The following is a 23,174-nucleotide window of genomic DNA, read 5'->3' as shown; positions in this document are numbered from 1 at the left end:
TAAAAACCTTGTTGGGTAAGACTTTTAGACTTTTTGTCAATCAAAAAGTACCAGGCATGGGAGTGATCAGGGGGAAAATTCAGGTACTTTTTCCCTGAAAATTAGGTAGTTGACCACCTGAAAATCGGTAAAACCCATCCCCCATCCCCCAACCCCCACCGAAAAACTTTTTCAGCAGACCCTAAATAGAGCATTTAATTGATTATTTTTCATTCCTAATTCTCCTGACTCCTAACCAACCACGACAATTTTTGATTTTTACCAGAGGTCTAATTTATGAATTGGCAATTATTCGGACTGACATTTATCACGGTTTTTTTGGCAGAAATAGGCGATAAAAGTCAATTAGTAGCGATCGCTCTCGGTGGCAGTTCCAAATCACCTAAAGCTGTCTTTTTTGGCTCAATTACCGCCTTAATCTGCACCAGTTTCTTAGGAGTCCTTGCGGGCGGCAGTATGGCGCAGTTATTCCCCGCTAAGATATTAAAAGCGATAGCGGCCATTGGTTTTGCGCTGCTTGCTGTCCGGCTGCTTTGGCCAGATTCGGATTGATAATTATTTGGTTGGGCTGAATATTACTGGAAGCCTTACTAGAAAACGGTTTTGGCACTTTTTCCAGGCACGCGAGGCTATTGTATTATTATAAACCTCTTGCGTAATTAATTTTTGATGGTTCAAAAACGGCAAAAATAAGGATTAAATCGCATAAAGTATGTAAATATAGCGTTTCCCAATCTCATGAGGTACACCAAAATCTTAACTCCTGACTCCTCAAAACCTAAGACTTTGTACCTCACAACTATGGAAATTGCAATAGACCACTTAATTGATTATAGCGTTTCCTGTTGACAAGAGGTACATTCTCAATCCTGAAAAGCTTAATCAGCAAAGGTTAAAGTGTGCCACACAGATGTGAGAACCGTTATATTATTCATTCTTAATTCTCCCGACTCCTGCCTCCTGTCTCCTGTCTCCTGACTCCTGCCTCCTGTCTCCCGACTCCTGATAGCTAAAAAACTTAGGTAAATTCCATAAAAATCATTAATTTTTTGGGAAAAAGTAGCAAAAATTACAAAAAATATCCAAAAAGTAGCGAAAATTACAAAAAATCTGCTAACCTAGCCGTAATATCACACAGATATTCGTAGAAAGATTCCCAAAAATCTCCTCAGCAAAAACATCCGTGTGAAGTAGCTAATATTGTCAGCGAGGTTAGTTCAAGATCATCATGTCAAATTTAGGACGACGTAAATTTCTCCTGTACGGTTCTGCCGCTCTGGGAACCAGTATTCTGTTAAAAGCTTGTGGTGGCAATCAAAGCCAAACCCCCACGGCCAGTCCTAGCCCAGCTGCTAGTCCCGCCCCAACTTCTGGAGAGACAATTAAGGTGGGTATTCTGCACTCCCTCAGTGGCACCATGGCCATCAGTGAAACCAGCGTAGTCGATGCGGAAAAACTGGCGATCGAGGAAATCAATGCCGCGGGTGGTGTTCTTGGTAAACAGATCGAGGCAGTGGTGGAAGATGGCGCTTCTGATTGGCCAACTTTTACCGAAAAAGCCACCAAACTGATCGATCAGGACAAAGTTTTGACCGTCTTCGGTTGTTGGACTTCCGCCAGTCGTCAGGCGGTTTTGCCCGTGTTTGAATCCAGAAACCATATGCTCTGGTATCCCGTCCAGTACGAGGGTCAAGAGTGTTCTAGAAATATCTTCTACACTGGCGCTGCCCCCAACCAGCAGATCGAGCCAGCAGTGACTTGGTTGCTGGAAAACAAAGGGAAAAAATTCTTCCTTGTCGGTTCCGACTACGTTTTCCCCCGCACTGCCAACACGATCATTAAAGAGCAGTTAAAGGCGAAAGGCGGCGAAACCGTGGGCGAAGACTATCTACCCCTAGGTAACACGGAAGTTACCCCGATTATCACTAAAATTAAGCAAGCTTTACCCGATGGCGGCGTTATTTTCAACACCCTCAACGGTGATAGTAACGTGGCTTTCTTTAAACAACTGCAAGCGGCCGGTTTAACTCCCAATAAATATCCGGTCATGTCGGTGAGTGTTGCCGAGGAAGAAGTTAAACAGATTGGTAAGGAATATCTCCTCGGTCAGTACGCTTGTTGGAACTATTTCCAAACCGTAGATACCCCCGCTAACAAGAAATTTGTTGCGGCTTTTCGAGCTAAATACGGTCCCGATCGCGTGACCAATGACCCGATGGAAGCGGCCTACATCATGGTCTATCTCTGGAAGCAAGCGGTGGAAAAAGCGGCAACCGCCGATGATCTCGACAAAGTTCGCGCCGCCGCCATCGGACAAAAATTCGATGCTCCCGAAGGACCGGTGGAAATGTTCCCCAATCATCACATCTCCAAAACCGTCCGCATTGGTCAGGTGAGAGATGATGGTCTATTTGACATCATTTGGTCAACTCCGGGGGTGGTGGATCCGCAACCCTGGAACCAATTTGTCCCCGAAACTAAGGGCTTTGCCTGTGACTGGACTGATCCGGCTAAGGGTGGTAAGTTCAAAATGGAAAAATCCTAGTTTTAGGAGTTTTTCCAGACAATAACGAGAGTGAGGTGGGCATTACTGCTCACCCCACTTTTTAAAGCTTAAAAATGCACAGGAATAACGAAAAGTGTCAGCATTATTAGAAGGATTATTTAATGGTATTAGCATCGGTTCTGTGCTATTGCTGGCCGCTTTAGGACTAGCGATTGTTTTCGGACTGATGGGGGTGATTAATCTCGCTCACGGTGAGTTAATGATGTTAGGGGCCTACAGTACTTTTGTGGTGCAGAATATCTTTAAAGGTTTTGGTTCTCCCCTCTTTGATACTTATGTTTTATTTGCCCTACCGATCGCTTTTTTAGTGTCAGGATTGGCGGGATTATTATTAGAAAGGGGGGTGATTAGGTTCCTGTACGGCAGACCCCTAGAAACGCTGCTGGCCACTTGGGGAGTCAGCTTAATTCTGCAGCAATTTGTCAGAAGTGTCAACGGTTTATTAATAATTAGTTTAATAGTTTTCTGTCTGTTATTTTTTGGGGCAATGACGGTTTTAAGTCGTCGCTTAGATTGGGAGAGAATTCGCAATTTAGCTATTGGTATCACCCTGCCTTTATCCCTAGCTATCGCTGGATTATTAGGCTATCTTTTATCTTTTAATACCGTTCTCGCTAGACCCTGGTTTAGTGCCAGAAACGTCGATGTTACTGCTCCAGTTTGGTTACGGGGAGGTTTACCTTTACCAGGTTTTCAAATGCCCTACACCCGTCTATTTATTATCATTTTAACTGCCATTTGTTTGTTAGGAACCTATTGGTTTTTAAATAAATCTTCTTGGGGTTTACGCATTCGTGCCGTCACCCAAAATCGCCCGATGAGTTCCTGTTTAGGTATTCCGACAAATCAAGTGGATGCTTTGACTTTTGCCCTCGGTTCGGGATTAGCTGGAGTTGCTGGTTGTGCGATTAGTTTCTTGGGTTCCGTCGGTCCAAATGTGGGACAAAATTATATCGTTGATACTTTTATGGTAGTGGTGGTGGGAGGAGTGGGTAATCTCCTAGGAACTATTATCGCAGCCATGGCGATTGGTGTGGCTAATTATTTAATTGGTTCGGGAACTTTTGCCCTGATTTTTGGTTCCGTGGCAGCACTAAAACCCCTAACGGATTTCTTCACCTTTTTCTCCACCACTAGCATGGCAAAAGTGATGATTTTTGCTTTAATTATTGCTTTCTTGCAATTCAAACCTGCGGGAATTTTTCCTCCTAAAGGACGTACTGCCGAGTTATAGATTATGATTACCGAAACCATCACTAGAAACGAATCCCGACAACGGGAAAAGAAAAAGTTAATCACGGAAATCGCTGTTATTGTTGGATTGGTGGTCATCTTTGCGCTGTTGCTGCCCTTAGCTTTGTCGGCTTTCCGCTTGCGTTTATTGGGGCGATTTCTTTCCCTCGCTATTGTCGCTTTGGGGATAGATTTAATCTGGGGTTATACGGGTTTATTAAGTCTTGGTCATGGCATTTTTTTCGCCCTCGGTGGTTACGCTCTTGCCATGTACCTAAATCTTCAGTTACCACCGGGACAAATGCCCGAATTTTTTACTCTCTACGGGGTGACAGAATTACCTTTTGTTTGGCAACCTTTTTATTCCCTACCTTTGACAATTCTAGCCCTAATTATTGTACCAGCGATCGTGGCGGCATTATTAGGTTATTTAATCTTCCGCAATCGCATTAAAGGGGTTTATTTCTCGATTTTGACCCAAGCGGCTTTACTGGTATTTTTTAACTTTTTTAACGGTCAACAAAAGTTAATTAACGGCACTAATGGCTTAAAAACCGATACCCAAACAATTTTCGGGTTACTGGTGGGTTCCGATTCCGTTCAAGAGGCCTTTTATTTACTCACAATTGTCTGTTTACTGGCTATTTATCTCCTCTGTCGTTGGTTAACTACGGGCAGATTTGGGCGCTTATTAGTCGCCATTCGCGATGATGAGGTGCGGGTTCGTTTTTCCGGTTATGATCCTACTTGGTTTAAGGTGTTAGTTTTTGCCATTTCTGGGGCAATTGCTGGTGTTGCCGGCGCTCTTTATACCGTGCAAACGGGAATTATCACTCCTAAATCTATGGATGTGGCTTTTTCCATTGAAATGGTGATTTGGGTGGCTGTGGGGGGACGTGCTACCCTTGTGGGGGCAGTTATCGGTACTTTATTAGTACGCATGGCCCAAACTTTTTTAAGCGAACAATTTCCGGAAGTCTGGGTATTTTTCCAAGGGGCATTATTCCTAATTGTGGTGACAGTGCTTCCCGATGGTATTCTCGGTGGGATTAAACGTTTGCTGACTCATTTTGGTTTCCACAAAACTTTGATTACCTATCCTAGTATTGAGGAAGCTCCAGAAGTGCAACTGGAAAAAGAAGAATTAGAGCATAAGTGATCTTATGCTATCAGTTATCAGTTTTCAGTTTTCAGATGTGAGTTTTCAGTTCACTGATTACTGTTCACTGTTCACTGTTCACTGAAAATACTTCCCAACTCCCTCTTAGAAATTATGACTGGAAAAATCTTAGAAATCGAGAATCTTACCGTTAGTTTTGGGGGTTTTAAAGCTCTCAATAATCTTAATTTCAGTATGGATACGGGAGAATTGCGGGTGATTATCGGTCCCAATGGTGCGGGAAAAACCACTTTTTTAGATGTGATTACGGGGAAAGTGCAACCCACCATCGGACGGGTATTATTTAAAGGTCGAGATCTCCGCAAAATTCCCGAATATGCGATCGCTCGTTTGGGTATTGGTCGCAAATTCCAAACTCCTAGGGTATATTTAAATCTAACTGTGCGAGAAAATCTCGATTTAGTTAGTAACCGTAATAAAAATGTTTTCTCAACTCTTTTCGGTCGTCCTCCTCTAGAAGATAGCCGACAAGTTATTGGTTTATTGGAAATTATCGGGTTAACTGCTAAAGCTGATTTACCCGCTTCTTTACTGTCCCACGGGGAAAAACAACGCCTAGAAATTGGCCAATTAGTGGCCCAGTCACCAGATTTACTGCTAGTAGATGAACCCGTAGCAGGATTAACCGATGAGGAAACGGAAAACGTGGGTAATTTGTTATTAAATCTAGCGGAAAGTCATTCAATTATTGTCATTGAACACGATATGGAGTTCGTCCGTCAAATTGCCCGCAAAGTCACGGTTTTACACCAAGGAACTGTTCTATGTGAGGGGAATATGGAGCAAATTCAAAATGATCCGAAAGTTATTGAAGTTTATCTGGGTTCCTCGGAAGAATAAAAAGTCAAACAATTAAAATTAGTTAAAAAGGGTTGACAATGTTACACATATCTGATCTCAATGTTTACTACGGAGAAAGTCATATTTTAAGAAATGTTGATCTTAACATTAATGCGGGAGAAATGGTCTGTTTAATCGGACGTAATGGCGTGGGTAAAACTACCCTATTAAAAACCCTAATGGGTATCTTAAAACCGCGAGCGGGAGTAATTAATTATGAGCAACAAAACCTGATTAATAAAACCTCAGATCAAAGAGCCAGATTAGGACTGGGTTATGTGCCGCAGGGTAGGGATATTATTCCCCGTTTAACGGTAAAAGAGAATTTAATTCTCGGTTTAGAAGCTTTACCGACAAAAAGAAAAAATGCCACAATTCCCGAAGAAATCTTTGATTTATTTCCCGTTTTAAAAACCATGTTATCGCGGATGGGAGGAGATTTAAGCGGGGGACAACAACAGCAATTAGCCATCGCTCGCGCCTTAGTGGGGGAACCAAAATTATTAATTTTAGATGAACCCACGGAAGGAATTCAACCGTCAATTATTCTCGAAATTGAAGCAGCGGTACGGCGTATTGTTGCCAGCAAAGGAATCGCCGTTTTATTAGTAGAACAACACCTGCATTTTGTCCGCCAAGCTGATCGATATTACGCCATGCAAAAAGGGGGAATTGTTGCTTCCGGTTTCACGAGCGAATTAAGTCAAGAAGTCATTCAGCGATTTTTGGCGGTTTAAACTTACTTTTTCCTTGATATATGACTCAAATAGTCGTAATTGGCGGCGGGGCAGCGGGATTTTTTGGAGCAATTAAAGCGGCAGAATCTAACCCAAAAGCTGGCGTTACTATCCTAGAAGCGGCAAAAGAACCTCTGGTGAAAGTGCGGATTTCGGGAGGGGGACGCTGTAATGTCACCCATCATTGTTTTGATGTTTCTCAATTGGTTAATTATTATCCTCACGGTGGCAAAGCACTACGGGGAGCTTTTAGTCGGTTTCAACCCCAAGATACTATTAAATGGTTTGAATTGCGGGGGGTAAAACTCAAAACAGAAGCGGATGGGCGAATGTTTCCCAGCACCGATAATTCTGAAACTATTGTTAATTGTCTGCGGGAAAGTGCGACTTTTGCCAGGGTTAATTTAAGGCTAAATTCCCCAGTCAAATCGGTAAAAAAACAGGAAGAAAGTTTTTTGATTGAATTAAAAAGAGATGAGCAAATTAGGGCAGATAAGCTGTTAATTGCGACGGGAAGTAGTCCTTTTGGTTATCGCACCGCTCAAGATTTAGGTCATTCTCTAATCTCTCCTGTCCCTTCTTTATTTACCTTTCAAATTGCCGATCCTCGTCTGAAAGATTTGTTAGGGGTTACTGTGGATAAAGTGCGAGTTCGTCTTGGGGGAAGCAAATTAGAACAAATCGGACCCTTGTTAATTACCCATTGGGGAGTTAGTGGACCGGCTATTTTAAAACTTTCTGCTTGGGGAGCGCGGTTACTTCACGAGCATCATTACCGAATGCCTTTAATAATTAATTGGTTGGAGGATTATCATCCTGAAAAATTGCGAGAAATTATCTTACAAACTAAAAGTGAATATCCCAAAAGAAAACTCTTTAATTATTGTCCCTTTGAGCAGTTACCCAAGCGTCTTTGGCAGAGTTTATTAAGTTACTTGACTGTTAACTCGGAAACTCCCTGGGCTGAATTATCTAAAAATACTCTCAATCGATTAATGATTGAATTACAGCAAGGGGAATATCAAATCAAAGGAAAAGGGGTGTTTAAGGAGGAATTTGTTACCTCTGGGGGAGTGAATCTTCAGGAAGTGGATTTTAAAACTATGGAAAGTAAAATCTGTCCGGGGTTATATTTTGCCGGGGAGGTACTAGATATCGATGGAGTCACGGGGGGATTTAATTTTCAAAGCGCTTGGACCACTGGTTATCTTGCCGGACAAGCTATGGGCAATAGATAGCAATATTGCCGGTGTATTAGGCTGCCCCAATACACCCGACGGCAATCAAACTCTGAGAAAATCTCACCTTAACTGATAGTTGATAACCGATTCCTTGATGTTGTTATTCCCAAATTGGACCGGCTGCAATTATTTCTTGGGAGGCAGTGGTAAATTGACGGAAATTTTCCACGAAACGATGGGCCAATTCTCGCGCCTGTAGGTCGTAGGATTCGCCATCTTGCCATGCTTGTCGCGGGTCGAGGATTTTTTTGGGAACTCCGGGGACAATTTCGGGGACGAGAACTTGAAAGATGGGATGAGGATGGAAAACTACTTCCTCTAAATCGCCATTTAAAGCAGCGGAAACCATAGCGCGGGTGTGTTTGATCGAAATGCGATCGCCGACTCCATAAGGACCGCCGGACCAACCGGTATTAATCAGATAAACGGAGGTTTCCGGGTGTTGTTCTAAACGTTCCCCTAACATTTGGGCATAGACGAGGGGTGACAGAGGGAAGAAACATTGACCGAAACAACTGGAAAAAGTCACCTGTGGGGCGGTGATTCCCCGTTCCGTTCCCGCTAATTTGCTAGTATAACCGGAGAGGAAATGATACATCGCCTGTTTCGTGGTTAATTTGGCGATTGGTGGCAGTACCCCAAAAGCATCGGCAGTTAAGAAGATAATAGTTTTCGGGTGGGTTCCCATGCCAGATACGGCACAATTAGGGATATAACGCAGGGGATAGGCGGCGCGGGTGTTTTCGGTCAAACGTCCATCATCGTAGTCGGGAAGGCGATTATCGGGGGAAAGGATAACGTTTTCGAGAATAGTGCCAAATTGAATCGCCGCCCAGATTTGGGGTTCGTATTCGGCACTTAAACGGATGGTTTTAGCATAACAACCGCCTTCAAAGTTAAAAATGCCGTCTTCTGACCAACCGTGTTCATCATCACCGATCAGGCTGCGTTTAGGATCGGCGGAAAGGGTGGTTTTACCCGTACCGGAAAGACCGAAAAAGAGGGCTGTATGACCGTGTTTATTCATGTTAGCGGCACCGTGCATCGGTAAAACCCCTTGTTTGGTCATCAGGTAGTTCATCATCGAGAAGACGGATTTTTTGATTTCGCCAGCGTAGCGAGTGCCACCGATGAGAACGATTTTTTTGGCCAGGTTGAGGACGATAAAGGCTTCGCTGTTCAGGTCGTCATCCTCGGGATCTCCCTGTAACCCCGGCAGGGCAATCACGGTAAAATCAGTTTGATGGGCAGCTAGTTCGATCGCACTGGGCCGGAGGAATAACTGATGGGCAAAGAGGTTATGATAGGCGATTTCGGTGACGACGCGCACGCCAAAGCGATAATTAGGATCGGCCCCGACGTAACCATCGAAGATATATAGGTCTTTTCCCTGCACATAGGCGAGGACTTTTCGGTATAACTGCTGGAATTTTTCCTCACTAATCGGGGCATTATGCTGATTCCAGTCGATTTCCTGTTCGCTATTGGCTTCTTTGACAATGAATTTATCTTTGGGGGAACGGCCGGTATATTTACCCGTTTCCACCACTAAAGCCCCATTATCGGCTAAAACACCCTCATGACGTTCGATCGCCTGTTCGACTAATTGCGGTACGGAAAGATTGCGATAAACGCGACCGAGATTTTTCATGCCTAGGTTTTCGAGGCCGTAGGTGGGATGAATTTGATTTTCTAATTCGTAGTGGAAATTGACGTTCTCCACGCGATCGGGCAAGGGACAAGAGATACTATCATTGGTCAGCGTGTGTAGAGTCAGCATAACCCCAATTCTCCTGATAATTTAGTTGTCGGTTTAGAGCTAAGTCCCAGGTCTCTGATTAGTGCAGTTATAGAAACTAGAAAGACTCCGTTCTCTGTCTTTTTTCACTCCCAGACACCTAAGAAGCTATATTGATTAGTTTATCTGACGATATTTCCCTGATTAATCTGGTCTCTCGCTGTCCGTAAAGCCAATTTTAGAGCGGTAATTCAGGATTATTTGCGTATTTACCCGTCATCTTCCAGTCAGGGTTTTTACCTTTTCCCTCTTGCCGATCTAACTGCTTTTTTTAGCTATTTTTAGTCTAGCTGTACAATAGGATACAGACGAGGTTTTTTTTACAAAAATTAACAGCTAAACAAAATTGGTCAGCTAATCTAGCAGTTATCTTAATGGTGCGGTAGGAAGTCTCTGGTTTTGGGCAACGTCGGAACGCCAGAACAGTAGCTGGTCGTCCGGAGATGATGCCAAAGATCATAAACGTGGTCAAATTGATTTCACCGCTAATAAAAAAAGTCGATTGACACAGGGATCAGTTAGCGGCCAAAATTAACTCTATTAGCCGTTGGCAAGCTTGAGCATTGATTGTGTAACAGGTTAATTAAGTCTAGCTCGATCTCGAAAAAAAACAACTAATAATGATCATCGCAGGAGAAAGAAGCGGAGTCGGTAAAACTACGATTACTCTGGCAATTTTGGCCTATTTAATCAGTCGTGGCGATCGAGTGCAATCTTTTAAAGTCGGGCCCGATTATATCGATCCCATGTTCCATACTCATTTTACCGGTCGCCCCTGTCGCAATCTCGATCCGGTTTTAACTTCTGAAGACTATGTAAAAACCTGTTTTGCCCAACATTGTCAAAATGTCGATTATGCTCTGATTGAAGGGGTAATGGGGCTATTTGATGGTATTCAATTAAGCGCTACTCAATTTCCCGATTATGCCAGTACCGCCCATATTGCCCGTATTTTAGGGCTTCCTCTGCTGTTAGTTATCGATTGTAGTCGTTTATCTACCTCTGTCGCCGCTATCGTCCGCGGTTATCAATCTTTAGACAAAAATCTCCATCTAGCCGGAGTTATCCTCAATCGGGTTGGTAGCGATCGCCACCTGCAATTACTGCAAACCGCCCTAGAATCCATCAATATGCCGATTGTCGGGGTTTTGCGTCGTCAAGATTCCCTGACAATTCCCGATCGCCATCTAGGATTAGTTCCCAGGGATGAACTAGGAGAAATCAGGCAACTGCAAGATCAACTGGCTTCTATTGCCCAAAACTGCTTTAATTGGGACATTCTCTTGCCTTTACTCACTATTTCTCCTCAAGAGAACCCGAAAAATCCAACAGGAGAAAATAAGCTTTTTCCCCCTATCCGTATTGGTATTGCTAGAGATAAGGCTTTTAACTTTTATTATCCCGATAATCTCGATATTTTAGCCAATTTAGGCGCAGAATTAATCTTTTGGAGTCCCTTGCAAGGGGCAAATTTGCCCGAAAACCTACAAGGATTGTACTTTGGTGGCGGTTTTCCCGAAATCTTTGCCCCGGAATTAGCCGCTAACACCCCTATCTTAACTCAGGTGAGAAAAGCGATCGCCTCTGGAATGCCCACCTACGCCGAATGTGGGGGATTAATGTATTTATGTGAAAAAATAATTGATTTTGAGCAAAAAAACCATTCCATGTTGCAAATAATCCCCCAATCTGCTATAATGTCCCCGAAACTAACCCTAGGTTATCGGCAAGCCATCGCCAAACAGGAGACGATCCTGCTCAAAGCAGGTCAACCAGTGCGCGGTCATGAATTCCATCGCTCCCAATTAAGCGGGGTGAGCGACGCACCGATTTATCAACTGCAAGCATTCCCCAAAAGTGCTATCAATGCCGAAGGGTGGCAAGGTAAGAATCTGCACGCTTCCTATCTGCACCTACATTTTGGGGCTAATCTCAGCCTGCCGAAAAAATTTTTAGCTGCCGGCCTTGATTTTTTCCGCATAGCTGCGTTAAGCTAATTGCAGATAAACTTGATAATCAATCCGTTAAGGGATACAGGAGGTGATGTCGATGGTAGAAAGTAGTAAAAGCATGGGTCTCCTAATCGACAATAGCCGGCTGTGCGCCGGGGCTGTTCTCTAGACCCCACGTCTAAACAAGATTTAGACTAGCTGGAGTTCCTTCCGGCAGTCTGGTGTCGATTCCGATGACCCGCTACACCGCCCTTACCGAGCAATTGGTAAGGGCGGATAGTTTTTGAGGGTTTCCCGTCAGTATTGTCTAAACCTGCCCTGATTTTGCCCTAAGGGAGCCTTTCTTCACTTTAACTCTACGGGCGCAAACTAACCCAGCGCCGCTTCTGGTTTGGGGACACCATTTTAACGCCTGTCACCGAGATAATATCATTGGCCAAATTCTCTGCCATCATGGGAAGGAGTTGATTTATATTATGCTTATAAGCTTTTATCCAGAATTCAGAGAGTTTCTCTCTGGCCTCCTCATTGACATAGATAGTTTTACCTGGCGTAATCAATACCATTGCCACATCACCGGAGTTTTCCGTGACGGCAAAGACAAACTGATCACGGTCGGACTTGAGACCTTCGTACCAGTAGTCTATGTGTTCTTCTAATTCGTATTCATAGAGAGCGCGTTCCATCTTGCCATCTTCTAGCAAGGCTTTACGCAGTGTATTGGCTATCTTTCTTTTTTTCATGGTCTTGTCTCTGTTTTTATCGGCGTTAAGTTTTGCCCATTAGACATCACTCCATATTAAGAGTGCCACCATAGAAATCGTCAATTAACCTGACAACAACCCAGTTCAGTGGCCGTTATCAAAATCACAGAACCTGGCCCCACTCGTCTAGACGAGCCTGTTGTGTGAGCTTAAGTTTTCTCTCTGTAAGGATTCTAACCTACTTTAGTTTTTGTTTAAGTGCCGTCAGGAGCGACAGGGTGGCCACTTTGTCAACTGGTCAAGGGAAAAAAAATGAGATCACATCTTTCCCTAAGTAATTAAATTGTGTATAATAGCAAAAGAATAGCAAGGCTATATGCGTCGTCAAACTGTGTAGTCAACCTATAAGGTGTGAGGAAAAAACCATCATGTTAAGAATGTTCTGGAAATCATTGCTGGTTAGCCCAGCGATTTTAGGGGCTACCCTGGTAGCTTCCGCTAATGCTAGTAGCTTCGATCCCGCCAAATCTACCAGTGTTTCTACCGAATTTAACAATCTAGAAATCGCTCAAGTTCAGGACAACGCTGCAGGAACTGGCGAACTAATCAATCAGATCGAACAGTACGGTAACGAAGGTCAAGTTGCACCCGTACAGGGCAACACCATCGATCAAGTCACCAGCGTTAACCAACTGCGGGATGTTTCCCCCACCGCTTGGGCTTTCGAGGCCCTAAGAAGCCTTGTGGAGCGCTACGGTTGTATTGTTGGTTATCCCGATCGCACCTTCCGCGGCGACCGAGCTTTAACCCGTTGGGAATTTGCGGCTGGTTTAAACGCTTGCTTAAACGTGATGGAGCGTTTAATTCAAGATGGTGTCAACGTCCTCAAGGAAGACTTAGATGCCCTCAAGCGCTTGATGGATGAGTTCCAGGCCGAATTAGCGGCGTTGGGAGCTAGAGTTGATAACTTAGAAAGCCGGGTGTCTTTCCTCGAAAATAACCAATTCTCCACCACCACCAAATTAGCTGGGGAAGTTATCTTCGCTGTCACCGATACGGTCGGTGCCGGTAGCCCCGCCTCCCAGGCCGCCATGCAATACCGCGCTCGTTTGCTGTTAAACACGAGCTTCACCGGTCAGGACGTATTGAAAACTCGTTTAGCGGCGGGTAGTGCCACTCCCTTCGGATTTGATTACAAATCGACCACCACACTACAAAATGGTGATCCCGCTTCCGTCAGATTCGATAATCTGCAAAGCCCTTCCCTATTCCAAACTTGGACCGCGGCCGGTAACGGTAGCAATGTGGTTCTCGACTGGTTGGCCTACTATACCCCGATTGACTTAGGTTATTTTGGTCGCTTCAATACCTATGTTGCCGCTTGGGGTGGTATTTGGAATGACTTCGTTCCCACCACTAATCCCTTCTTTGAAGACTTCGACGGTGGTAATGGTGCGCTATCTACCTTCGCTTCCGAAAACCCCATCTACCGTATCGGTGGTGGTTCTGGGGCGGGTGTTAGCCTACAGTTAGGCTTCCTCCAAAGCATTGTCGGTCCGACCTCCCTATCCTTGGGTTACTTAGCCGGTGGTGGTGGCTCTAGTTCTGCGGCCAATCCTAACCCGGGTAATGGTCTCTTTAACGGAGATTACGCCGCTTTAGCACAGATTAACGCTAACCTCTTTAACTTCCTCAACGTCGGCTTCACCTACGTTAACGCTTACCAAGGTGCCGATACTGCCATCTTCGGTAACGGTGGTTCCTTCGGTGTAACGGGGACTTCCGCTGCTAACCTTTCCCAAACTCAGTTAAATACCCTGCTCAACGTCAACGGCAACAATCCTGATAGCGTCACCCTACAGGATGAAGTCGGTTTCTTCAACTTCGGAGCCAAAGTATCCAATAGCTACGGTTTAACTGGTGCAGTGGATATTGGTTTCGCCAGCTTGAGTGCCTTCGGTTCCTACTCCACCGTGCGCTTACTCGGTCTCGGTGATGCGGAAGTGTGGACCTACGGTGCTGGTATTGCCTTCCCCGACTTAGGTAAAGAAGGAAATATCTTAGGTCTGTTTGCTGGTGCGCAGCCCTACATCGGTCACTTAAGCTTCCGAGACATGGGGCTAAAAGTATCTAACATCGTTCCCTACCACGTTGAATTGTTCTACAAGTACCAAGTCACCGACAATATTTCTATCACCCCCGGTGTCATCTGGATTTCTGCACCTGAACAGTTCAAAGGCACTGGTAACGAGTGGATTGGCACTCTCCGCGGAACCTTTACCTTCTAGGATTTCCTAAATTAAACCCGAAACCCCACCCATGGTGGGGTTTTGTTTTAGGCAAATAGACGCTGATATTCTATCTGGATACAAGCATCCTTGACGAAAAACGTTAACAATATCCACAGGTTCGGGGATAGCCTCTAGAGAAGGATAGCAGCTTTGACCGTCAATTTGCTTGACCATAGGATTGACCGGATAGACTCGATAACCCACCGCTTGCAGGAATTTGGCCACCTGATAACTGGCGCGGCTCGATTTCTCGGAATGCCCGACCACTGCGATAATTTTACTATTGCTGAAAATGGTTTTGAGCGCACCATCGTCTCCTTTAATATTCGGCATTGTCCCACCTATCTTAGAACAGAGTTTCGTTTCTCATAAAGATGAAGTGTAACCTAATTTGGTATCGACTTTTGACTCCAGCTTTAGCCACTCTAGAAAACTGACAGGAATGTTTAACTTTTCTACAGGAAAAACAGTTATTACAAATCGAAATCAATCCCTCGGTATCTGTAGGAAAATTTACCCGATGGTTGCCACTAAATACTCTGACTTTAGTTACCGCAAAACCTGATGAATTATCTTAGTATTATCATTCCGACTCTTAATGAGGAGTTAGGAATTGCAGCAACGTTAAAACAGATAGGTGCAGGAGTAGAAATTATTGTTGTCGATGGGGGAAGTACGGATAAAACTAGAGAAATAGCCGAACAATTGGGAGCTAAAGTAATTATTTCACCCAGAAAAGGTCGTGCATTTCAGATGAATTTAGGAGCAAAAATAGCGAAAGGAGATATTTTGTTATTTCTGCATGGAGATACTTTACTACCCCATGAATTTCAAGAACAAATTATCAATACTTTATCCCAATCTGGGATAGTAGCGGCAGCCTTTGAATTAAAAATTGATGGAGAGGAAAAAACCCTGCGCTTAGTGGAAAAATTAGTTAATTGGCGTTCTCGCTGGCTTTCCCTTCCCTACGGAGACCAAGGAATATTTTTAAAAGCCTCAATCTTTGCCGATTTGGGCGGTTTTCCTGAGTTGCCAATTATGGAAGATTTTGAATTAATACAAAGATTGAAAAAAAGGGGTAAAATAGCCATAGTTTCTGCAGCGGTGATTACCTCGGCAAGACGTTGGCAAAAATTAGGAGTCTGGAAAACTACCTTAGTTAATCAATTAGTTATTATTGGTTATTATTTTAAAATTCCGCCTCGTTTGTTGAAAAGTTTTTATCGTTTATGGTCATAAAGGCTTGCTTAAAAAGTATTTTAGGTCATTGTGTAATGTAGGAGCGCAACGCTTGCGCCCATAATGTGACGTTGTCAACATTTTTCAGCCAATATCCAAGAGAGCCAAATACAATTATATAGCAAATAATGGGTTATTTAGGACGCTTTCAATTTTCAAACTCTTATCTGAACAGGGTTTCAGCGATGGATTGTCCTAAGCACCTTGGTCTTTGCTATACAATCGAAGAAACCCTACCAAAGAAGATGTTTCCATGAGCCAAACATTAACAAAAATAATCAAAAATGCGGGGGGGGGTAAGCATTACTTATTTGTAGCAGGGGCAACCAGTCTTTTGAAAAATAAAATAGTAATATAATGGGAGAAAACTTACCAAAGAGGGTATGACAAATGACTCAATTATCAGCAAAAATAATCAAAAGTGCGGGGGGGGGGTAAGCATTACTTATTTGTAGCAGGGGCAGCTCTAGCTATCCTAGCTCCTTTCCAAGCCGCCCAAGCTGTAATTATCGATTTTCAAAGCTTAGAACAAAATAACTCAGTCGTTAATTATGCCGGTTTTACCTATACCGAAGACGGTTTTACCCTAGATAGCCTGTCTACTTCTGAGCCCTTTGCATTTTTTGGCACTCAGGAATCTCGTTACCCCGGTTCCACCGCCTTATTCAATAATGAGATTGATGGAATCACCAGATTAACCCAAAATGGCGGAGGCTTATTTGACTTAAATTCTATTCAACTAACTAGCATCAATGGTGATGATAGTGTGACTGTCAATTTTACAGGAACAAAAGCCGATTCTAGTACCGTTACCCAAGCTTTTACTACCGATGCAATTCTCAGTACCCTAGAAACTTTTACCTTTAATTCTAGCTTCACTAATTTAGTATCTGTTGAATGGATTCAGGCATCCCCGTTTCATCAGTTTGATAACATCAATGTCACACCGGTTCCCGAACCTTCAGCAATTTTAGGATTATTAGGTTTAGGACTTTTGGGCATCGGTTCTCAATTCAAACAAAAACGATAAATTGAAAAGTATGGGGATGGGATTTTTCCATCCCCACTTGAGGAAAAACGCGGTCTAGAAACCTTCCAAATTTAACTCTTAATTTTAGTGATTGTTCACATTCAAAGACTCTTTCGGTTAAAGATAGTGACTCTTTTTTGTATCCAAAATTGGAACAGGTTTTGCTACTGGGAAACCATCTATCAGCGAGGATTAACTCCGCTCCATACAACTGAGTTTTATAGTCAAGTTGTCTTCGGAATTGATAAAATCCCATGTCCTGAACAGCTTTAGCTAACTTACGATTAGCTAACATTCCAGAAACATTTAAGTCCTCAATTACTATCTTGCCGTGGTTCTTGGACAGATAAGTGGTGAGTTTATGCAATGTATCCTTACGGATATTAGCTATCTTAAAATGAAGTTTAGCAATTTGCTTCTGAGCTTTTTTCCAATTGTTTGATCCTTTGACTTTATGTCGGTTCAGGTATTGAAGTCTAGCTAACTTTTTCTCGTGTTTACGATAGCTTTTACTTCCTTCGATAACTTCACCAGTTGAAAGAGTGGCTAGGTTTTTAACCCCTAAATTAACTCCTATTCCGTCGATAGATTTATCGGTTTTTTGCCGTTCAACATCAATCTTAAAACTAATAAACCATCTATTAGCTTTTTGGCTAATAGTTACGGATTTTGGCTGGCATACATGGGGTAATCGCTCGTAAGTTTTTAACCAACCAATCCCAGGAACTTTTATCTTTTGATGAGCAACGTTAATGCTACCATCCAGAGTAAAACTATCCGGTTTACCTTTTTTCTTAAACTTTGGTGGTTTGGCTATCTTTTTGAAGCATCGTTTCCACGCATTGGATAAAGCTCTTAACGCTCATTGAGGAGCGCATTTAGACACCTCATAATACCATTGATTTTCAGGTTTAACTAATGCTACCAACCATTGGTGAAGGTCAATAGCAGTAGGAAACTTAATTTTATCATTTGGGTTAGCTTTGTTGTGGTCTAAGATTTGCTTGGTTAAAGCTAATCCCCAGTTCCAAGCATGACGTGCGGTTCCTGCGTGTTGAGATAATAATGAGCGTTGTTGATTATTCAGTTTTAATTCCGTCTTGAATCCTAGTAGCAACGTCCCTTAACTCCTCTACGATTTTTCTATTTTTGTGACTTCTGGAGCCATACAACCTAGCAGAAAATACAGTAATAATTTCTAAGACATCTTGTGCTAAATCCTCCTCAAATGTACTGTCTTCAGTTCGATTGATAATGACAACTTCAGTTCCAAAGTGTTCACACAGACTAAAGATTAATTCACTACCAAATCTAAGTAGTCTATCTTTATGAGTTAAGACTAATCTCTCTACTTTACTATCAACAATCAATCTGATTAATCGCTTTAATCCTTTCTTGTTGTAGTTAAGTCCCGAACCTAGGTCGTCTATGATTTCAACTTGCCAACCATTTTGAGCGCAAAACAGTTCGACAACTTCTTTTTGATGTTCCAAATCCTTTCTTTGGTCATGACTAGAAACACGGCAATAGCCAACAGTATAAGAGAGATTCTCTTTTACTCCAAGCAACTGAGAAATGGTATAACGCCGATGTCCGTTAGCGGTTCTTTCGGGTATTAGTTTACCTTCGGACTCCCAACGTCTTAAAGTTGATACGCTTACACCTTTTAATTTAGCCGCTTCTGATATGGTTAACTTGCTCATAAGACTATGATAGCACAGATTATGAGCAAGTTTAAATAATATTAGTTAAATTTTTGATTTCTGTTACTTACTCCAGATTCGCCTGCTTTGTTGAACCTTTTGTATCGCAACCTTTTAAGTCTTCAACTAGAAGATACCAGTGCCGTGGTTGCCATAACCACTCTATTTCTTTGGGGGACATTTGGCTACAATCTTTATACCACCTACCTTTGAACCTCTTTGTCACCCCTTGAGCTTACTGCCATATTTTAAAATTATCAAAAGCGCACACTCCCGGAAAGCCATTTATTTTTTACAATAGAAGATTCCCTAGATTATTTTTGCGGGAGGCAATCGGTGATTCTCAATTTTTCCTTAAGGATTGTAGCGGCCAAAGGCAGACTATTCTGTAAGTTTTCACTCTACAAAACCTATCGGGTGGTCAGTACTGCCCCCGTCGATGTCCTCTGGCAAAAATTAATCAATGTGGCCGATGTCTCTTGGCATCCTTTGATTGCCAAGGCTGATGTTCCCTTGGGTTTAATCGCTAAACCGGGGTTAATCTATCAAGCTGTCACCCGTCTGACTCCCATTCCTATCCGGGTTTTTGTGGAAAATGTCCGCCCCGGTGAACTCCTCAGCCTAAGAGTTCTCGCTATCCCCGGCATGGAACAGAAAATGACCTACCAAGTGGAATCAACCCTCTGTGGTAGTTATATTTCCTATTCTGTCACTCTGCGGGGTTGGCTGTCCCCCTTTATCTGGTGGTTAAGTCGTCCCTATTTAGCCAAAGTCGCCGCCCAACTAGCCCACGCCGCGGAAGAATTAACGGCATAAAACTGGGGGCAGGGTGTAGGGTGTGGGGTGTGGGGAGAATACATAAAAGCTGTCTCGGAGTCTCCTGACGACCGGCTCCCCAAAACGAAAACTTCCTAGTTCACTAATAAATAATCTGCCAAAGGTCAAGATCTAAGTCACAATAGTATATGGATAGACTTAAACAAAATTTTATTCAGCTGCATTGGTACATATAGTCTACTGATATCATCCCGACGAGTTGAGCGCAACAACCTCAATCCGCCGGGATGAACTATCTCTAGAGACTTTACTGATGAAGTAAGCTCTACAGGAGGGAATTATGGGGGAATTAAACACAGCCGAACTTCTAGTTAAATGTCTAGAGAATGAAGGGGTCGAGTATATTTTTGGGCTACCCGGGGAAGAAAACCTCGATGTTTTGGAAGCCCTGAAAAACTCCTCGATCAAATTTATCACCACCCGTCACGAACAGGGTGCGGCTTTTATGGCCGATGTCTATGGACGCTTGACGGGAAAAGCGGGGGTTTGTCTCTCCACTTTAGGACCGGGGGCGACTAACCTGATGACAGGGGTAGCCGATGCTAACCTCGATGGGGCGCCCTTAGTGGCCATCACCGGCCAGGTGGGAACCGATCGGATGCACATTGAATCCCATCAATACCTAGATCTGGTGGCCATGTTCGCCCCGGTGACGAAATGGAATAAACAAATCGTGCGGCCGGGTATCACCCCAGAAGTGGTACGGAGAGCCTTTAAAACCGCCCAAAGTGAGAAACCGGGGGCAGTTCATATCGATCTTCCCGAAAATATCGCCGCTATGGCTGCCGATGGTCATCCCTTGCCCCTCGATAGTCAGGAAAAAGTTTACGCTTCCTATCGGACTTTGAACATGGCGGCGGCGGTGATTTCTAAAGCGAAAAATCCCTTGATTTTGGCGGGAAATGGGGCAATTCGCGCTAATGCTAGTGAGGCTTTAACGGAATTCGCCACGGCCTTGAATATCCCTGTGGCTAACACTTTTATGGGTAAGGGGGTGATTCCCTATACCCATCCTCTGGCTCTTTGGGCGGTAGGATTACAGCAACGGGATTTGATTAGTTGTGCCTTTGATCGCAGTGATTTAATTATCGCTGTTGGTTACGATTTAATCGAGTATTCCCCGAAAAAATGGAATCCAGACGGGAAATTACCGATTATTCACATCGGCATGACTCCGGCGGAAATTGACAGCAGTTATGCCCCGGTGGTGGAAGTGGTGGGTGATATCACCGATTCTCTCATCGATATCCTCAAACGGGCCGATCGCCAGAATAAACCAACTCCTGTCACCGCGGGATTAAAGACGGAAATTCGGGCCGATTACGAAACTTATGCCAATGATACGGGTTTTCCGATCAAGCCACAAAAATTGATCTACGATCTGCGTCAGGTGATGGGACCGGAAGATATCGCTATTTGTGACGTGGGCGCTCATAAAATGTGGATGGCGCGCCAGTATCACTGCGATTGTCCCAATACTTGCATTATTTCTAACGGTTTCGCCGCTATGGGTATTGCTATCCCCGGTGCGATCGCCGCTAAGTTAGTTCATCCCGATAAACGCATTGTAGCGGTGACGGGGGACGGCGGTTTTATGATGAATTGTCAGGAATTGGAGACAGCTTTGCGGGTGGGAACTCCCTTCGTCACTCTCATCTTTAATGATGGCGGTTACGGTTTAATCGAATGGAAGCAGTTTAACCATTTTGGGACATCTTCTTTTATTAAGTTTGGTAATCCCGATTTTGTTAAATTTGCTGAAAGTATGGGATTAAAAGGCTATCGGGTGGAATCTACTCAGGATTTGATCCCGATACTAGAGGAGGCTTTCCGGCAAGAGGTTCCCACTGTTATTGATGTTCCCGTCGATTACGGTGAAAATCTGCGTCTTTCCCAAAAATCGGGCGATCTAAGCTGTCAGATTTGGGAATAGAAGTTGATAGCGGCAAGCAACCCCCGAAAGCTTGCCGTTATCTTCTCGAAAAAAATCCCCTAACTAAATCTCAGCTAGGGGGAAGTAATTAGGTTGGCTTTGGTAACGTTAGAAAACCCGATCTAGAATAACCATTCTAGAACCGCCTCATCTTTAGTGTTGGTATTGCGAGAGGGGGTTTCCCGGGTAAATTTCATGTGGATAGAACGATTTTGTTCACCATCGGCGGCCACGGCCATAATCGGATAATCGATTAAACCGTCTTGGAAGGACATCTGATAGCGGAAAGTGCCATCGGAATTGAGTTTAATCGGACGACCACCGATAGTTACGGTGGCATCGGGTTCCGTAGCACCATAGACGATTAATTCTGCATCGGCAACTAACCAGAATTTGCGCGGACGTTGTAGGGTTTCCGAAGCACCCATACCGATACCGGAAGCAGTTATGCCGATACCGGAAGCGGTTAGTCCCGATACCGTGGGAACTGCCCACATACCAACCCCGGAGGGGAATACATAAGAACTGATCACTTCCGACATTGGTACGGAACCAGCGACGTGCTGCATGGAACCAAACAAGGAACCGGCCACCCGTAGGGCCTCGATATCGCCGACACTCTCGAAAATTTGGTCGTAGATGGGGCTAGTTCCCGTGATTCCTGCGCTGCTGCCGTAGCGTTTGCTGGGGGGAACGAGTTCGTAAACAGTTTTGCCCACCAGTTCTTCTTCCCAGTTAACGGTGACAAAGATATCTTCAATCCAGTCGGAAGGATAGACGGGAGGAATCCGCACTAAAGGAGAACGGGCCAAAACTAACCAACGACCATCAGCACAACGATAACCGATATCGATAACATAATCTCGATCGCTGACCGGAACCGGTAAATACCATTCCCGGGCTAATTCATCACAGAGATATTCTTGGACGCTATGCGCGCCTTGGCTATTGAGATCTATATCGGTGACATCATAAAGACGCAGGGCTAACTGTTGTCCCCCTTGACGACGTAGAGCTTCTTTTGATTCGTTGGGGATATCCCAGTAAGCATAGGCCCACTGAGGATCGCGAGGTAGGAGGGTAATGCGATTTTCACCGTAGCCACCGGGCAGATCTCCTAAACCATCATCCACCGAACCTAGTACATCTTCGATCGGGTTAGCTTGACCTAATTCAAATTTTGCTGCTTCCACTGGTTTTTCCTCTTTAATAGTAGATTTAAAATTGCCGCTTACTCCCATAGCTTGGGTAATTGCCTCAATTAATTGCGTTTTCCGCATCCGACTGTAACGAGAGATGCTGTATTGACTGGCAACTCGTCGCAGTTGCCGCAAGGTCATCTCATCTAAGGGTGGGTATTCTGGGACCATGAGTTGACACTCTCCGATTAGTTACGACGGCAAATGTTTTTGAGCATTTGCAAAAGCAGTGATCTGGGTAATCCTTCTAACTACTCATCGATTGCTGTGTGAACGAGAGATCCACTCGATGGGGATCAAGGGAATCGCTTGTTATAAATACCTATTAAACAGTAAGATTCCGATTTTGACCAAGTGCCTTGTCATGATTTCTTGACAAAATCGCCAAACCCTTGATCCCCAAAAGATTTTCATGTCAGGAAGTTTTGATATTCTTATTGGCTGTTGGGGTTTTAGGGTGTTGGGGTGTTAGGGTGTTGGGGTGGTCACTGCGTGCGCGTTGCGGGGGGTGTTGGGTTGATGGGGTGTTAGGGTGTTGGGGTGTTAGCAGCAATTCTCATTTTGATGCTAGAAGCAGATTTTAGCACCCCCACCAAAAATGTCATAACCCTCATAATGACTGAATAGCTGAAATTACACCCGTCCAACACTGATTGGCGATCGCGATTTTGCCACCTGTTAAATCTCT

18 protein-coding genes and 2 pseudogenes are annotated in these 23,174 nt (G+C 44.0%); 14 read left to right on the top strand and 6 right to left on the bottom strand.

Annotation, left to right across the window (positions count from 1 at the left end; genetic code table 11):
• Window positions 1-276 precede the first annotated feature (276 nt).
• The 7 genes from IM479_RS04235 (at window position 277) to IM479_RS04205 (ending at window position 7,794) form a co-directional block, all read left to right on the top strand.
• Window positions 277-552, top strand: a complete 276-nt coding sequence (locus IM479_RS04235) for a TMEM165/GDT1 family protein (protein WP_002732425.1) — start codon at window positions 277-279, stop codon at window positions 550-552.
• Window positions 553-1,228: 676 nt separating this feature from the next.
• Window positions 1,229-2,545: an urea ABC transporter substrate-binding protein gene (gene urtA, locus IM479_RS04230; RefSeq protein WP_287685898.1), complete on the top strand. Its 1,317-nt coding sequence runs from the start codon at window positions 1,229-1,231 to the stop codon at window positions 2,543-2,545.
• 94 nt (window positions 2,546-2,639) lie between these two features.
• Complete coding sequence (locus tag IM479_RS04225) at window positions 2,640-3,800, top strand: ABC transporter permease subunit (protein ID WP_287685897.1); 1,161 nt, start codon at window positions 2,640-2,642, stop codon at window positions 3,798-3,800.
• A gap of 3 nt (window positions 3,801-3,803) precedes the next feature.
• Window positions 3,804-4,958 (top strand): urea ABC transporter permease subunit UrtC, encoded by a 1,155-nt coding sequence (urtC, locus tag IM479_RS04220; RefSeq protein ID WP_287685896.1) that lies wholly within the window; start codon window positions 3,804-3,806, stop codon window positions 4,956-4,958.
• Between the two features lie 114 nt (window positions 4,959-5,072).
• The gene (gene urtD, locus IM479_RS04215; protein ID WP_287657179.1) at window positions 5,073-5,819 is read left to right on the top strand and encodes an urea ABC transporter ATP-binding protein UrtD; all 747 of its coding nucleotides are present in this window, start codon (window positions 5,073-5,075) and stop codon (window positions 5,817-5,819) included.
• 38 nt (window positions 5,820-5,857) lie between these two features.
• Window positions 5,858-6,556 (top strand): urea ABC transporter ATP-binding subunit UrtE, encoded by a 699-nt coding sequence (urtE, locus tag IM479_RS04210; protein WP_185239060.1) that lies wholly within the window; start codon window positions 5,858-5,860, stop codon window positions 6,554-6,556.
• A 20-nt stretch (window positions 6,557-6,576) separates the two neighbouring features.
• Window positions 6,577-7,794 carry a BaiN/RdsA family NAD(P)/FAD-dependent oxidoreductase gene (locus IM479_RS04205; protein ID WP_287685895.1) on the top strand — a complete coding sequence of 406 codons (1,218 nt, stop codon included), beginning with the start codon at window positions 6,577-6,579 and terminating at the stop codon, window positions 7,792-7,794.
• Window positions 7,795-7,897: 103 nt separating this feature from the next.
• On the opposite strand, the gene pckA is transcribed toward IM479_RS04205, so the two are convergent.
• Window positions 7,898-9,577 carry a phosphoenolpyruvate carboxykinase (ATP) gene (gene pckA / locus IM479_RS04200; protein WP_287685894.1) on the bottom strand — a complete coding sequence of 560 codons (1,680 nt, stop codon included), beginning with the start codon at window positions 9,575-9,577 and terminating at the stop codon, window positions 7,898-7,900.
• Window positions 9,578-10,215: 638 nt separating this feature from the next.
• Here pckA and IM479_RS04195 point away from each other — a divergent pair.
• Window positions 10,216-11,592 (top strand): cobyrinic acid a,c-diamide synthase CobB, encoded by a 1,377-nt coding sequence (locus IM479_RS04195; RefSeq protein WP_287685893.1) that lies wholly within the window; start codon window positions 10,216-10,218, stop codon window positions 11,590-11,592.
• A 311-nt stretch (window positions 11,593-11,903) separates the two neighbouring features.
• Here the strand turns inward: IM479_RS04195 and IM479_RS04190 are convergent, their stop codons facing one another.
• A complete protein-coding gene (locus tag IM479_RS04190) occupies window positions 11,904-12,290 on the bottom strand; it encodes a hypothetical protein (RefSeq protein WP_323801816.1) in 387 nt (128 codons plus the stop codon).
• Between the two features lie 389 nt (window positions 12,291-12,679).
• Here IM479_RS04190 and IM479_RS04185 point away from each other — a divergent pair, with 389 nt between their 5' ends.
• On the top strand, window positions 12,680-14,539 hold the full coding sequence (locus tag IM479_RS04185; protein WP_287685892.1) for an iron uptake porin: 1,860 nt from the start codon (window positions 12,680-12,682) through the stop codon (window positions 14,537-14,539).
• 6 nt (window positions 14,540-14,545) lie between these two features.
• Here the strand turns inward: IM479_RS04185 and IM479_RS04180 are convergent, their stop codons facing one another.
• Window positions 14,546-14,875, bottom strand: a complete 330-nt coding sequence (locus IM479_RS04180; RefSeq protein ID WP_286827100.1) for a CoA-binding protein — start codon at window positions 14,873-14,875, stop codon at window positions 14,546-14,548.
• 231 nt (window positions 14,876-15,106) lie between these two features.
• Between IM479_RS04180 and IM479_RS04175 the strand changes: the two genes are divergently transcribed.
• The 3 genes and pseudogenes from IM479_RS04175 (at window position 15,107) to IM479_RS04170 (ending at window position 16,814) form a co-directional block, all read left to right on the top strand.
• On the top strand, window positions 15,107-15,784 hold the full coding sequence (locus tag IM479_RS04175; protein WP_287685891.1) for a TIGR04283 family arsenosugar biosynthesis glycosyltransferase: 678 nt from the start codon (window positions 15,107-15,109) through the stop codon (window positions 15,782-15,784).
• Between the two features lie 253 nt (window positions 15,785-16,037).
• Window positions 16,038-16,112, top strand: a pseudogene (locus IM479_RS22965) (choice-of-anchor K domain-containing PEP-CTERM protein); the annotation flags it as partial.
• A gap of 93 nt (window positions 16,113-16,205) precedes the next feature.
• Entirely contained in the window at window positions 16,206-16,814 is a 609-nt protein-coding gene (locus IM479_RS04170) for a PEP-CTERM sorting domain-containing protein (RefSeq protein ID WP_287685890.1), read from the top strand.
• Here the strand turns inward: IM479_RS04170 and IM479_RS04165 are convergent.
• Together IM479_RS04165 and IM479_RS04160 are read right to left on the bottom strand one after the other, a co-directional pair.
• Window positions 16,798-17,931 (bottom strand): annotated as a pseudogene (locus IM479_RS04165) (RNA-guided endonuclease InsQ/TnpB family protein). The gene IM479_RS04170 and the pseudogene IM479_RS04165 overlap by 17 nt on opposite strands.
• Window positions 17,894-18,517: an IS607 family transposase gene (locus tag IM479_RS04160; protein WP_286827096.1), complete on the bottom strand. Its 624-nt coding sequence runs from the start codon at window positions 18,515-18,517 to the stop codon at window positions 17,894-17,896. The pseudogene IM479_RS04165 and the gene IM479_RS04160 overlap by 38 nt, the downstream one beginning before the upstream one ends.
• A 336-nt stretch (window positions 18,518-18,853) precedes the next feature.
• On the opposite strand from IM479_RS04160, the gene IM479_RS04155 reads away from it, so the two are divergent.
• Entirely contained in the window at window positions 18,854-19,333 is a 480-nt protein-coding gene (locus tag IM479_RS04155; protein ID WP_041804515.1) for a hypothetical protein, read from the top strand.
• A 301-nt stretch (window positions 19,334-19,634) separates the two neighbouring features.
• Window positions 19,635-21,287, top strand: a complete 1,653-nt coding sequence (locus IM479_RS04150) for an acetolactate synthase large subunit (RefSeq protein ID WP_287685889.1) — start codon at window positions 19,635-19,637, stop codon at window positions 21,285-21,287.
• 122 nt (window positions 21,288-21,409) lie between these two features.
• Here the strand turns inward: IM479_RS04150 and IM479_RS04145 are convergent, their stop codons facing one another.
• Window positions 21,410-22,657, bottom strand: a complete 1,248-nt coding sequence (locus tag IM479_RS04145) for a DUF4912 domain-containing protein (RefSeq protein ID WP_287685888.1) — start codon at window positions 22,655-22,657, stop codon at window positions 21,410-21,412.
• Window positions 22,658-23,174: the final 517 nt, after the last annotated feature.

It is taken from the genome of Microcystis sp. M165S2, from assembly GCF_020245885.1.
In the GTDB taxonomy this organism is placed as follows: domain Bacteria; phylum Cyanobacteriota; class Cyanobacteriia; order Cyanobacteriales; family Microcystaceae; genus Microcystis.
The sequence above is the reverse complement of the archived record's forward strand: the minus strand, read 5'-3'. Positions and strand labels throughout refer to the sequence as shown.